General features: G+C 42.6%; 11 protein-coding genes and 1 pseudogene. 6 read left to right on the forward strand and 6 right to left on the reverse strand.

The features are described 5' to 3' along the window. Positions 1 to 28: 28 nt before the first annotated feature. The gene (locus DWZ47_RS11355) at positions 29 to 1,273 is read right to left on the reverse strand and encodes an anaerobic sulfatase-maturation protein (RefSeq protein WP_004319514.1); all 1,245 of its coding nucleotides are present in this window, start codon (positions 1,271 to 1,273) and stop codon (positions 29 to 31) included. 157 nt (positions 1,274 to 1,430) lie between these two features. Between DWZ47_RS11355 and DWZ47_RS11360 the strand changes: the two genes are divergently transcribed. The 3 genes from DWZ47_RS11360 to DWZ47_RS11370 all read left to right on the forward strand — a co-directional run bounded on the left by DWZ47_RS11360 (position 1,431) and on the right by DWZ47_RS11370 (position 4,604). Next, on the forward strand, positions 1,431 to 2,165 hold the full coding sequence (locus DWZ47_RS11360; protein ID WP_117513174.1) for a DUF4369 domain-containing protein: 735 nt from the start codon (positions 1,431 to 1,433) through the stop codon (positions 2,163 to 2,165). A gap of 42 nt (positions 2,166 to 2,207) precedes the next feature. Then, a complete protein-coding gene (locus DWZ47_RS11365) occupies positions 2,208 to 3,962 on the forward strand; it encodes a hypothetical protein (protein WP_044918213.1) in 1,755 nt (584 codons plus the stop codon). Between the two features lie 165 nt (positions 3,963 to 4,127). Beyond that, positions 4,128 to 4,604: a hypothetical protein gene (locus DWZ47_RS11370; protein ID WP_004306016.1), complete on the forward strand. Its 477-nt coding sequence runs from the start codon at positions 4,128 to 4,130 to the stop codon at positions 4,602 to 4,604. 98 nt (positions 4,605 to 4,702) lie between these two features. On the opposite strand, the gene DWZ47_RS11375 is transcribed toward DWZ47_RS11370, so the two are convergent. Beyond that, on the reverse strand, positions 4,703 to 5,461 hold the full coding sequence (locus DWZ47_RS11375; protein WP_004297350.1) for a lysophospholipid acyltransferase family protein: 759 nt from the start codon (positions 5,459 to 5,461) through the stop codon (positions 4,703 to 4,705). A gap of 120 nt (positions 5,462 to 5,581) precedes the next feature. On the opposite strand from DWZ47_RS11375, the gene DWZ47_RS11380 reads away from it, so the two are divergent. The 3 genes and pseudogenes from DWZ47_RS11380 to DWZ47_RS31380 all read left to right on the forward strand — a co-directional run. Then, on the forward strand, positions 5,582 to 6,835 hold the full coding sequence (locus tag DWZ47_RS11380; RefSeq protein ID WP_044917747.1) for an exonuclease SbcCD subunit D: 1,254 nt from the start codon (positions 5,582 to 5,584) through the stop codon (positions 6,833 to 6,835). Then, positions 6,832 to 9,699, forward strand: a complete 2,868-nt coding sequence (locus DWZ47_RS11385; protein WP_117513176.1) for an AAA family ATPase — start codon at positions 6,832 to 6,834, stop codon at positions 9,697 to 9,699. The genes DWZ47_RS11380 and DWZ47_RS11385 overlap by 4 nt, the downstream gene beginning before the upstream one ends. 509 nt (positions 9,700 to 10,208) lie before the next feature. Beyond that, a pseudogene (locus DWZ47_RS31380) lies at positions 10,209 to 10,253 on the forward strand (hypothetical protein); the annotation flags it as partial. A 72-nt stretch (positions 10,254 to 10,325) separates the two neighbouring features. On the opposite strand, the gene DWZ47_RS11395 reads toward DWZ47_RS31380, so the two are convergent. The 4 genes from DWZ47_RS11395 to DWZ47_RS11410 form a co-directional block, all read right to left on the reverse strand. Beyond that, entirely contained in the window at positions 10,326 to 10,838 is a 513-nt protein-coding gene (locus tag DWZ47_RS11395) for an RNA polymerase sigma factor (protein WP_004297355.1), read from the reverse strand. 68 nt (positions 10,839 to 10,906) lie between these two features. Then, entirely contained in the window at positions 10,907 to 11,815 is a 909-nt protein-coding gene (locus tag DWZ47_RS11400) for a vitamin B12 dependent-methionine synthase activation domain-containing protein (RefSeq protein ID WP_004297356.1), read from the reverse strand. Between the two features lie 25 nt (positions 11,816 to 11,840). Beyond that, entirely contained in the window at positions 11,841 to 13,178 is a 1,338-nt protein-coding gene (locus DWZ47_RS11405) for a dihydroorotase (RefSeq protein ID WP_004312024.1), read from the reverse strand. Further along, positions 13,175 to 13,918, reverse strand: a complete 744-nt coding sequence (locus tag DWZ47_RS11410; protein ID WP_004306020.1) for a polyprenol monophosphomannose synthase — start codon at positions 13,916 to 13,918, stop codon at positions 13,175 to 13,177. The genes DWZ47_RS11405 and DWZ47_RS11410 overlap by 4 nt, the downstream gene beginning before the upstream one ends. Between the last annotated feature and the right edge of the window lie 181 nt (positions 13,919 to 14,099).

Below are 14,099 nucleotides of genomic sequence, written 5' to 3' on the forward strand. Positions count from 1 at the left end.
TAATGATAAAATTAAAATATATGATTGGTTAGTATTCAATTTTCAAATCTCCGTTCTTCAGTGCTTCCATGATATTAGCAGGCGGACGTTGATTCATCAGTTCGTTTTTCATAAAGTCCATATAAGGAGCTACATGCTTAAAGAACTGGTAATAGCCTTTGCATAAGTAGTTCAATCCCGGTTCGCCTTCTGCCGTTTGGCTGAAACGATTTTTCGGGCATTCTCCGTTGCAGGCAAACAGGAACTCACATTCCTTGCATTGAGTAGGGAGAGACTGATATTTCATGTTCCCGAAATTGTGCTGACGCTCGCTATGCATCATTTCCACCAGAGTTTTACTATAAATGTTACCTAATTTATATTCGGGAAATACAAAATGGTCGCACGAATAAACATCTCCGTTGAATTCCATCACACCGGCATGACCGCAGGTCTTTGCCATTGTGCATATACCAGGCTGTTCGCCCATCCAGTTCGCCAAAGTCGAATCGAATATTTGTACATAGTACTTGCCTACATCTTCTTTCACCCATTCGTCGAAAAGAGCACAAAGGAAGTTGCCCCATTGCTCCGGAGTGATCGAAAAATCGGCAAGGGTTCCAGCTTTATTTTCTGCAAGAGAAGCGAGGTGACGACCGTCCTCATGTGAGAGAATACGTTCAACGATAGGAGCGAACTGGATATACTGACAACCGATTTCTTTGAAGAAACGATAAAAGTCTAGTGGATAGTCGGCATTGAAGTCATTAATAACTGCCATCGCATTCCATTCCACCCCATGTTTTTTCAAAAGATTGATGCCTTGCATCACTTTCACAAAAGAGGGTTTTCCCATTTTATTTTTGCGATACTCGTCATGAAACTCCTGGGGACCATCGATAGAGACTCCTACCAGCCAATTATTTTCACGGAAGAACTCGCACCATTCGTCGGTGAGCATGGTTCCGTTGGTTTGGATGCAGTTGTCGATCGTTCGTCCGCAGGCATACTTTTTTTGTAGTTCCATCGCCTTTTTATAGAAGGAGAGCGGTCGCATCAGCGTTTCTCCTCCGTGCCAGGTGAAAAGCACCTGCGGCATGGTTTGTGAGTTAATGTACTCGTCGATAAACTTTTCCAGAAGTTCATCGCTCATTACGTGTTTCAGATTGTCTTTGTATAGGTTGGCCTTTTCCAAATAGTAGCAATAATCGCATGCTAGATTACATACGGCACCTACAGGCTTTACCATTACATAAAGCGGTTTGGCAAAAGGGGCAAATGTTGATGTTTTCATGACCGCAAAATTAGATAAACTAAATGAAAAAAATAGCCTTATACCTATGTTTATAAGGATTATTAAAGAAAAGAGTCTTACAAGATTTAAATATTGATAAAATGTTTCTTTGAATTCTGAATCAGTTGTACCTTTGTACCCAGAATTTAATGAATAGATGAACGTGAATAAAATTTTGCCTTTTTTGCTTTTGCTTCCGTTTTTGGCTTCCTGCACCAGTAAGTACAAGATTGAAGGAACCTCTTCAGTGAATAGTCTGGATGGAAAGATGTTGTATCTTAAGTCCCTTCGTGATGGAGAGTGGGTGAAGCTGGATTCAGCTGAAGTAGTGCATGGTCTGTTCTCAATGAAAGGGAAAATAGATTCCGTACAGATGGTGACACTTTATATGGATGAAGAAAGCATTATGCCGATTGTGTTGGAAAGTGGGAAGATAACTGTTACCATTAGCAATACGGACCTCAAGGCAGTCGGAACATCTTTAAATAATGCACTGTACGAGTTTATCAGCAAAAGAAACCAATTGGAAGAAAACATTGGTGAACTGGAGCAGAAGGAAACCCGTATGGTACTGGATGGAGGCGATCTGGATGAGATTCACGGTCAGTTGGTGGTGGAAGGAGACTCACTGATGAAAGCGATGAATCAGTATGTGAAAACGTTCATCTCCGATAATTACGAAAATGTGCTGGGACCCAGTGTGTTTATGATGCTCTGCAGCTCTTTGCCCTATCCCATTATGACTCCGCAGATTGATGATATAATCAAGGATGCTCCTTATTCTTTTAAAGATAATAAGCTGGTTAGAGAGTTCCTGTCTAAAGCAAGAGAAAACATGAAGTTGATAGAAGAACATCAACGATTGGAACAAAATGCTTCAACAAATAAGTAATACTTGAGTTTTTTGTGTATTTTTGCACAAAACTCAAGTAAAGTGAAAACGACTACTGTTTCGGTATACGCCGCTTTCTTTTTTATTTTAGTCTTATCGGTTTCTTGTCATAGAGATTCGGAGGCCCCTGATGCGGCATTCCAGAGGATTGAAATGTGCATGGAATCTCTTCCGGATACAGCTCTGTATCTATTAAAGTCAATACCTCATACTGAAAAATTGCGTGGAAAGTTGCAGGCGGATTATGCACTTTTATTGACGCAGGCGATGGATCAGAACTATGTGAAGTTTACTTCTGACTCATTGATTGCACTGGCGCTGAATTACTATACTGTAGAGCGTGGTGACTCTGTTACGCGTGCTAAAGCGCAGTATTATTATGGAAGAGTGCTGCGTGAATTGGGCAAAGATGAAGAGGCTTTGACGTTTTTATCTTCGGCAAAAGAAATGTTCGGGAATATTCAATGTTGTAAGATGTTTGCAATGGCTACTGATGAGATAGGGATGATTAACCGGAAAAAGAAATTGTATCAGGAGTCGTTGAAGAATTTTCGGGAGTCATATACGATCTATGAAGAGTTGAAAGATTCTTTGAGTCTTGTCAGAGCCGGGCAAAATATAGGCCGGGCTTATTTGTTTCAGAATAAATGGGATAGCTGCTATTTCTATTATACTTACGCTTTAGAACTAGCTAGGGAAAAGCAATATCCGTCTGAAGTTTCCATTTTACATGAGTTGGGGATACTGTACCGTTCCATGGGAGAACTGAAAAAGTCAGAACGCTATTTTCTTGCTGCTTATGAAAAAGAAACGGATGAAGAAAGGAAATACGTGGAGTGTATGTCTCTCGGCTATTTGTATATACAGATGGGCGATGTAGAGAATGCCCGGAAATATTTTAAGATGAGTATCAATTCTTCTAAAGAATATACCCGTATTGACGCATATAACAATTTATACTTTCTTGAAAAAGATATTGATAATTTTGAAGAAGCGATTATCTACCATGAAAAAGCGGACTCTATCGTGAATGTATTGGATGAAGTCGATTCGCAGGAGTTGATAACAGAACTGCAAAAGCAGTACGAGAACGAGAAACTCCGGAATGATAATCTACAACTGAAAGTGGACCGTACAGTTTTTATATTTTGCGGTACGGTTATTTTCCTGATTGTGGCCTTCTATATGTGTTATTACTACTACAAAAGTAAAAATCACAGGAAGAAGATTGCCGAAATCGAATTCCAGATTAGAGATAATGAAGAGGAGATAAAGCGATACCAGCAGGAGATGGAAGAAATCCAGGAGTTGAAAGATCAAGTACTGGAAGAGAACCGCATACTGGAAGAAAATCGAATGAAGGTAGGCGAGTTGAATGGAAAGATTGTACTTCTAAGTATGCAGAACAAAAACTTATCGGGACTATTGAAAGAACTGGGAGGAGAATTAACTGTCGGACCCTCTTCTGAACAGTACATATCCGCTTTTCGTCTGCTGCTTGCTATCAAAGAGGGAACATTAAGAGGTAAATTGTCTAATGGAGAACGCTATAAATTGTTTAGCCTGTTTGATTTACTCTATTCTAATTACGTTACCCGGTTGCTTGACAAAACTCCTTTATTAACTAAACATGATCTTGAGATCTGTTGCTTTCTTAAATTTGGACTGACCAATGAAGAACTGGCGCGTATTTTTCAGACCTCTTCCGATTCTGTTACCAAAGCAAAAGGAAGGCTGAAAGGTCGATTAGGCATTTCTCCACAAGAAGATTTGAATGTGTTTTTAAGGGATTTTTGATAAATAAAAAATGAATTGTCCGGGTCATTAATAGAACGCTAATCTGTATTTGATTGAAATGTAAGTGTTTACGAAAAATCAGGCGCACTGATTTTGTCCGGGTGACTTTTTTTGTGTTTTCGGATGCATGCTGTACTTTTGACACAACAAAAACCAAATAGCTATATGAAAAATCCTAATGAATTATCTGCCGCCTCTTCTTTGAGAGGTGACGAATTGCAGTTAATAGAACAAAAAGCCAGCATTGTTGTCGGAATAGCAAATTCTCGCACCAGGTTACGGATAGGAATTCTATTAAGTAAATATTCAGAGTATCAGGTGGATTATATATCCTCCGAGAGTGAGATCGGTAAACTGATTGAAGAAGCCGACTTGATTATTGGTGCGGGGATTACCGCTTACGAAGGGGTATTGCGCCGAAAGCCGGTGATTGTAGTGGGTGATTATGGCTTGGGAGGTCTGGTTACTCCGGATACATTCCGCAAGCATTATAACAATCGGTTTAGAGGGAAGATTAATGGTGTCAGAAATGAATCTTTCTCATTAGAGAATTTAGAAAAGGAAATTTATAAAAGTTTTAATTTGACTTTTCAAGAATTACAAATGATGTCAAACCAAACCATAACCTTGCAAAACATCTAAATATCTGAATTTCTTAATTTAATAGTTTGATGCATAAAACTGGTTAGGAATATGGGGGTGCGTGAGCATCCCCATATTTATATAAGATTATGTACTGACTATCGGTCTTGATCTTCGTTTTTCACCATTCCCTTGTATTGTTCCGGCAGGGCGCTTTCAACCGCAGCGTAGGCCTCTGCCATGGTTGCCTTGATATTTTCCATTCCTTTCCCTTTGGGAGGAATAGGCTCGTGAATAGTCAGAATCATGCGATGACGGTGTATCCATTTGCCTGTGCGTGGCAGAATCTCGAATGAGCCGTCAATGGTGACGGGTACAACCGCCAACTGTAAATCATCAGCCAACTGGAAAGCGCCTTTCTTAAAGTATCCCATGTGTCCTGTAAATGTACGCGCTCCTTCAGGAAAGACTACGAGAGAAACCCCGTCTTTCAATGAGTCTTTTGCCTGCCGGATTGTTTCCAATACTTTTTTAGGACCAGATCTGTCTACAAAGATATGTCCTGCACTTTCACAGGCTTTTCCTACAAACGGCAGTTTGCGCAGGCTTTTTTTCATCATCCACTTAAAGTTTCTTCCGATGAAGCCGTAAATAAGGAAAATATCAAATGAACCCTGATGGTTAGGTACGAAAATATAGGAAGTTTTGTCATGCAACTTTTCACGTCCCTCAATCTTCACGGGAATCAATAGAAACAGACAAATTAATTGTGACCAAATCTTCCCCGGATAATATCCCCAGATGTGGGCTCCTCCCAAGAGAGAACCTACAATAGTGACAATTGCCGTGAGGATGGTCAACACTAATAAAATAGGCAAAGCGATGCAAATCTGATAAATATAATACAGTATCTTCATAGGGTTGGATTTTTATCCTGCAAATATACATGATTATTGGTAAAAAAGAGAGGCAGATGTGATATAATCTTTTTGATTGTGTTATTTTTGCCTCTTGTTAGTAGAGATAGTTATAAAATTATGATACGTATATTACATACTGCCGATTGGCATCTGGGACAAACCTTTTTTGGTTATGATCGCACGGAAGAACATGGAGTATTCCTGAATTGGCTGGCAGAAGAAATTCGTCAGAAAGAGATTGATGCATTGATTATAGCCGGAGATGTTTTTGATGTTTCCAATCCTTCCGCTGCATCCCAAAGCATGTATTATCAGTTTATTTATCGGGTGACAGCAGAGAATCCGTATTTGCAGATTGTCATTGTTGCCGGCAACCATGATTCGGCAGCACGCCTGGAAGCTCCTTTGCCTCTGTTGCAAGCTATGCGGACGGAAGTCAGAGGGGTAGTTCGCAAGCTCGAAGGCGGAGAAATCGATTATGACCATTTGACTGTGGAACTGAAGAATCGGAAAGGGGAAGTGGAATTGCTTTGCATGGCAGTTCCTTTTCTGCGTCAGGGAGATTATCCGGCCGTGCAAACGGAAGGCAATCCGTATGCGGAGGGAGTTCGCGAACTTTATGCACAACTTTTGCAAAGGCTATGGAAGCGAAGGACGGAGAATCAGGCGATTCTTGCCATCGGTCATTTGCAGGCTACAGGATCGGAGATTGCAGAGAAGGATTATAGCGAGCGTACCGTGATTGGTGGGTTGGAGTGCGTATCTCCGGAAGCTTTTTCCGAACAGATAGCTTATACGGCATTGGGACATATACATAAAGCGCAGCGAGTGTCCGGAAGAGAGAATGTGCGGTATGCCGGAAGTCCCATTCCGATGTCTTTTGCCGAGAAACATTATCATCATGGAGTCGTGATGGTGACTTTCGACGGAGGTTGTGCGGTGGACATTGAACGGTTGGAATGCCCGAAATTAATACCTTTGTTGAGTGTCCCGAACGGAGAACCTGTTTCACCGGAAGCCATCTTGGAAGCCTTGAAGGAACTACCCGAGACAGAAGCCGTAGCCCCATATCTGGAAGTAAAGGTATTGTTGGAGGAACCGGAACCCATGCTTCGGCAGGAGATTGAAGATGCACTGGCAGATAAAAACTATCGGTTGGCGCGTATTGTTTCTACCTATCGCACTGAAACTGGAAATACGACGAAAGAAAATGAAAACTGGAAGAGGGGGTTGCAGGAAATGTCTCCCTTACAGATTGCACAGTCTGCCTTTGAGAAGATTTATCAGGTGGAAATGCCTGTAGAACTGACAGGTTTGTTTGAAGAGGCCTATTTGGCTGCTACCCGTAAAGAAGAGGAGGAAGAAGAATGAAAATACTAGCTATACGATTGAAGAATCTGACCTCGATAGAAGGAACGGTAGAAGTGGATTTTATGGCAGAACCATTACATTCTGCAGGTATCTTTGCCATTTCAGGACCTACCGGTGCAGGTAAGTCTACTTTATTAGATGCCTTATGCCTGGCATTGTATGATAAGGCTCCCCGCTTTGCTACTTCAGTGGAAAATGTGAATCTGGCAGATGTGGGAGACAATCAGATTAATCAGTCTGATGTTAGAAATTTGCTGCGCCGGGGGACAAGTGACGGTTATGCGGAAGTCGATTTTTTAGGTATTGACGGACGGCGTTACCGTTCTCGTTGGTCGGTGAGGCGGACAAGAAACAAGATAAACGGTTCTTTGCAGCCACAAACGCTGGAAGTGAAAGAACTGGATACGGAGAAAGAATTTCAAGGTACCAAGAAAGAGTTGTTGATTCAGTTGGTGGAGTTGGTTGGCCTGACGTATGAACAGTTCACCCGTACAGTATTATTGGCACAAAATGATTTTGCTACATTTCTGAAATCAAAAGGGGCGGCAAAAGCAGAATTACTGGAGAAGTTGACAGGAACCGGCGTGTATTCCCGGATTTCTCAAGAGGTCTATGCCCGGAATAAGGCGGCACAAGAGGAGGTGACCTTGATTCAGAATCGAATGAATGTGATCGAATTGATGCCGGAAGAAGAGCTGCTTGCTCTGCAAAAAGAGAAAGAACTATCAATTGAAAAGCGCGCGGCAGGGATTAAACTGCTGGCAGAACAGAATGAACAACTGAATGTGGTTCGTTCATTAAAAATACAGGAAGAACTTTGGAAGAAAAAGCAGCAGGAAGAACAGGAGGAACAGGCCAGGGAGAAAGTATTGCAGGGTGCATTGGCTTCCCAAGAGGAAGGATTGGTGCATTTTAAGGCACAATGGGAGGCCATACAGCCAGACTTGAAGAAAGCACGTCAATTGGATGTACAGATACAGTCTCAACAAAGCAGCTATATACAGTCGCAGCAGATTTTACAAGCGGCTAACAGGCAGGTGGCGGAGCAGGAGCAAAAAATGCGAGTGGCTGCGGAACAATTACAGGTGTCTTATTCTTCTCTGAACCGCTTATTAAGCCATGTAGGGATAGAAGAAGCACTGCAACTTGAACAGGTGGAAGAGATTCTACGGCAAGAAGAAAGTAAACTGGCTGCCGCTACCAGTACGAATGAGGAACGTTTGTTGCGCTTAAATTCTTTCGGATATCCGCTATTGGCCGAAGAACAGGTGAAGTTGCAAAAAGAGTTGACTCGTCAGCAGAATATCCGGCAATTAACGGAAACGCAGACGAAAGCAAAGACGGAAATAGAAAGACTGGAGAAAGAAGTGGCCAATTGTCTGAAACAATTGACGGAGCAAGAAACCGCATTGAAAGTTACTCAACGTCTTTACGAAAATGCACGTATGGCAGTGGGAAAAGACGTGAAAGCATTGCGCCGGCAATTACAGGAAGGGGAGGCTTGTCCGGTTTGCGGTAGCACAGCGCATCCTTATCATCAGGAACAGGAGGTGGTAGATACTCTTTTCCGGAGTATAGAGCAGGAGTATAATGTAGCATCAACCAACTATCAGCAGATGAATAACCGGAGCATTGCTCTGCAACGTGATTTGGCGCATCAAAAAACGGTGGACGGACAGATCGCGGAACAGTTGGCAGCATTATATAAAGCAGGGATTGAAGCCGGAAACGAAGAGCAAATACAACACCGTTTGGCGGAACTGGCAAAATGTATTTTGGAATATCGTAATCTTTACGCAGAATGGCAGCTCGGCGATGAAGAAATTAAAAAGATGCGTGCACATTGTGAAGCTCTTCGTGAAAATGTTTCTCTCTGCCGTTTGGCTATGCAGAAAGTATCGTCTGCCAAAGAACAGCTGGTAATCTTACAGAATGCTGCTTCGGCCGAACTAAAGAGATTTGAAGTGATAGAGAAAGCGCTGAATGTGCTTCGTCAGGAACGTTCGCAGCTATTGAAAGGAAAAAGTGCGGATGAAGCGGAAGCTGCCGTAGCAAAAAGAGAGAAAGAACTGAATCTCGCTTTGGAGAAAGCACGTAAAGAAGTAGAGGCGGTACACAACCGGCTTTCCGGTTTGCAAGGAGAGATGAAGCAAATTGCACTAGCTATAGGAGAGTTGCAGGAACAGTATAAAAAGATAGAGTCTCCCGAACTGCTTCCCGAAATAATAAAGAAGCAACAGGAAGAAAACCTGAATATAGAACGTGCCCTTTCTACTATGGAAGCCCGCCTGCTACAACAAGCAAAGAATAAACTGACTGTGGAACAGATTGCGAAGGAACTGGCAGAGAAACAAACTGTTGCTGAACGTTGGGCAAAATTGAATAAACTGATTGGCAGTGCGGATGGAGCGAAATTTAAAGTGATTGCTCAAAGTTATACTTTGAATTTGTTGCTGCTTCATGCCAATCAACATTTATCCTATCTCTCTAAACGCTATAAGCTGCAACAGGTACCCGATACGTTGGCACTTCAGGTAATAGATTGCGATATGTGTGATGAAATACGGACCGTGTACTCTCTTTCAGGAGGTGAATCGTTCCTGATTTCTTTGGCACTGGCTTTAGGTTTGTCTTCCTTGTCAAGTAATAATCTGAAAGTTGAATCTCTTTTTATTGATGAAGGTTTCGGCTCTTTGGATGCGGAAAGTTTGCGTACAGCGATGGAAGCATTGGAACAATTACAGATGCAGGGGCGGAAAATAGGAGTAATCTCTCATGTGCAGGAGATGAGTGAACGGATTTCTGTTCAGGTGCAGGTACATAAGAAAGTGAATGGAAAAAGTGTGCTTACCGTGGTGGGGTAAGCACACTCCTTACTACTTAGTATGAATTATTCAGGTTGGATTCTTTTACATTAATTCGTTCAGTTCGCTTAAATTCTTTTTGATTTCGTGGATACGATTTAAGAACTTCTTGCGGTAAATCCATAAGATCAATCCCAGTCCTCCGCCCCATAACAGGATGAAGAAAGCGATCATCCCCATTCCATATTGCCACACTTGCCAGTAGATAAATGAAAGTATAGCCAGGACCAGGAGAAAGGCAATAGCAATCAATCGTTCCCTGATGGTCCATCGATGGATACGGTTCACGCGGCTGATTACTTCTACCAAAGGCATCTCGTCTATTTGTGTCCGTTGGAGGAAACGGGTGGTGACGATATCCCAGCAAAGGGCAGGAATCCATGCGAAAATGATAATGATATAGATCGGGTTCAATCTGTTGTGCAACAGTACCTCCGCTAAAAATAAGATCAGTATCGGCAGAGAAATCAGAATAAGCTTGATGTTCAGTCTGGCAATGGCATGGATACCTTTGTCCGCATGCCTTATCAGCTTTTCAAGCTCTTCTTCTTTGATGAACTCTTTGTCTTTCAAGTGTTCATCCAGGGCATTCCAAGATTTTTTAAGTTCTTCCAGTTCCATATATCTTATTCCTCCTTTTTCATTCTTTTAAGTTTGTCTTTGATGCGACTTAGTTTGGTCGCTACATTGGTAACCGTCAGTCCGGTGATTTCTGCTATTTCCTCGTAACTTTTGTCTTCGAGATAAAGCAGGATAATTGATTTGTCGAGTTGTCCCAGTTGGTTAATCATCTGATAAAGCTGTTTCAACATTTCGTTGATCGGGTCGTGTGCTTCTATGGCCCAGTCGGTATCTCTGGTGAGGCTGACTATTTCCGGCACATTCTTTTCTTTACGATAGAAGCTGATACAGGTGTTGAGGGCAATACGGTAAATCCAGGTGGAAACCTTACATTCTTTTCTGAATTTGGGATAGGCTTTCCAAAGGTTCAATACCACATCCTGATACAGATCATTGAGAGGAGCATTGGGATTGGCATACAGATAGCATACCTTGTAGATCACCCGTTCATATTCGCGGATCACCGACAAAAACTCTTGTTCAATAGGGGCGCTAACCTCTGCTGTTTGTTCTCTCATGGAATCTATGATTACTTTTCTGGTTAGTTAGTCGTGAGAAAAGGAGAAAAATCACAGGGGAATAAGGACTATTGGAGATTAGCTGCCAGAAACTTACACATTTCTTCGATACTTTTTCCCCGACGGCGGGCATAATCTTCCAATTGGTCTTCTCCAATCTTTCCGACGGAGAAGTATTCGGAAGCCGGGTGTGAGAACATAAGCCCGCAAACAGAAGCGTGCGGGTACATAGCTCCGTTTTCGGTCAGCGAAATGCCTATCTGCTTCATGTCCAACAGTTCATCCAGCAGGAAGTTGACAGATTGATCCGGTAAAGACGGGTAGCCGACAGCAGGACGAATGCCCTGATACTTTTCGACCAGTAAGTCCGCTATGCCTAAATTCTCGTCTTTGGCATATCCCCACGCTTCTTTGCGCACATATTCATGCATCTTTTCTGTTGCTGCTTCTGCCAGTCGGTCGGAGAGGGTTTGGACAAGCAGGTGTTTATAAGGGTCCTGTTCGTACAATCCTTCCATGTCCGCATCAATGGAAGAGGCAAAAGCACCGATGGTATCCGGGATGCCGGAAGAGATCGGGCGGATAAAGTCACTTAGACAAAGAAAAGGACTACCGTCTCTTTTCGGCGTTTGCTGGCGCAGTAAAGGAAAAGTGATGAACCGGTCTTTTTCTTTCTCAATAATCAGGTTATCCCCGTCAGAGTTTGCCTTGCAAAGCTTGAAGATGGTCTTTACTTCATAATCCCGGTCAAGCAGATCGAGCATCCGGTTGGCCTCTTTGAATAGCTGCATTGCTTCGGAAGCTTTATTACGTTCTTCTTCCGGGAAAGTTGTCAGCCACGAAGCACGGCAGGCATCACATCCGTGAATGTTGGCGATGGCTGCAAAACGTGGCTGGAACCCCCATGCGTGGAAAAAGTAAATCCAGTTGATGTAGGGAGTGACTGTATGTATTTTATAAGACAAAATGGTACTCATAGGCTTGTTGAAAGCGAGCTGCTGTTTATCTGAATCTTAATTCCTGTCCGCGATAAGTCTCGTCTATTTCTCCGTTGTTATATAACAGATGTCCGTTTACAAATGTTTTCTCTACTTTCCAGTCGAATGTGTGTCCCTCTAATGGGCTCCATTTACATTTGCTTAGAATACAATCGGTTGTTACAGTCCATTCGCTTCCGGGACGGACTAATACCAGGTCAGCCTGATAGCCTTTGCGAATGAATCCTCTGTTTTGTATCTCATACATCTGCGCAGGAGCATGAGCCATCTTTTCTACTACTTTTTCGATAGTAAACACTCCTTTTTCTGTCAACTCCAACATGCTGACGAGTGAGAACTGAATCATCGGCATTCCGGACATTGCTTTTAAGGCACCGCCTTCTTTTTCGCTAAGTAAATGTGGGGCATGATCTGTGGCAATAGCATCAATCAAACCGCTATTGACAGCCTCTCGCAAAGCTTTCCGGTCTTGCGCTGTCTTAATGGCAGGGTTGCATTTGATGCGGGCACCCAGTGTCTGATAGTCCTCTTCCGTAAAGAGCAGATGAGAAACACAGGCTTCTGCCGTGATCTTTTTTTGTACCAAAGGTACATTAGAAAACAGGCTCAACTCTTTAGCTGTGGAAATATGCATGATGTGCAGGCGGGCGTTTGTCTCACGTGCCAACTGCACTGCCAGTTCGGATGAACGATAGCAAGCTTCTTCCGAACGAAGGAGCGGATGAAGAGCCAAAGGTACGTCGTCTCCGTATTCTTTCTTATATTTATCCGTGTTTTCTTTGATAATTCCCTGATCTTCGCAATGAGCAGCGATGAGCAGATCGGTTCCACCGAATATATTACGCAGACTGGCCATCCGGTCTACCAGCATATTGCCGGTGCTTGAACCCATAAATAACTTCACTCCACAAACCCGGTGTTTATCCAGTTGTGCAAACTGGGTATAGTTATTATTCGTTGCTCCGAAATAGCAGGAATAGTTGACTGCTGACTTTTCACCCAACAGAACAAATTTTTCCTCCAAAGCCTCCAATGTGGTAGTTTGCGGATTGGTATTGGGCATATCCATGATAGAGGTGACACCTCCTGCTGCCGCAGCACGACTTTCTGTGGTGATATCTGCCTTATGAGTCAGTCCGGGATCGCGGAAATGCACATGTTCGTCGATGGCACCCGGCAAAAGATAACACCCGGTTGCGTCTATTATCTCGTCGCAGGGGGCAGTTGCGTTTTCTCCGCCAACCAATATTTCGGCTATCTTTTCATTCTCGATTACTACTGAACCCAGAACTTTTCTTCCTTCGTTGACAACAACGGCGTTTTGAATCAGTGTACGTTTCATTTCTTTTGTGGGAATTTATGGAACCAACTATTTACTTTTAATTTTATCACACCAAATATGGCTTCTCCAAAGATGCTGCTATTCATTTTAGAAGTCCCTAATTCACGATTAATGAAGATAACGGGAACCTCGATAATTTTGAAACCACACTTGTAAGCAGTGAATTTCATTTCAATCTGAAAGGCATATCCTTTGAAGCGAATATGATCTAAATCGATTGTTTCCAACACCTGGCGGCGGTAGCAAACAAATCCGGCAGTGGTGTCATGTACAGGTATTCCGGTGATAAACCGCACATATTTAGAGGCAAAGTATGACATCAATACCCGTCCCATCGGCCAATTCACTACATTCACTCCGCTGACATAACGGGAACCGATGGATACATCTCCTCCTTGTTCCGAACAAGCCTGATACAAACGGGGTAAATCATTCGGATTATGACTGAAGTCTGCATCCATTTCAAAAATATACTCGTATGCATGTTCCAGTGCCCATTTAAATCCGGTAATGTAGGCAGTACCCAGTCCCAGTTTTCCTTTACGTTCTATCATGAAAAGCTGTTCGGGAAATTCTTGTTGCAGTTTTCTTACGATGGCTGCCGTTCCGTCCGGAGAGCCGTCTTCTATGACCAGAATATGGAATACTTGGGGAAGGCCGAAAACGGCACGGATGATATTTTCTATGTTCTCCCGTTCATTATAGGTGGGGATAATTACAATGCTATCCGATGTCTGCATATAGATACTATAAAATTTAGAAACAAAAGTAGTTCTTTTTCCTTTAGTTATAGCTGAACTAAGGAAAATTTAACGTGTTTCATGCCCCATGCGGAATAAGACGGCAGATACCTTATTATAATACTTCTGTTCTTTGGGTGCATACTCCCAATCTTTTTTGTAATTTTGCGGGGAAATTTTA

This window comes from Bacteroides sp. AF32-8BH, assembly GCF_003435205.1.
Lineage (GTDB): Bacteria > Bacteroidota > Bacteroidia > Bacteroidales > Bacteroidaceae > Bacteroides > Bacteroides ovatus.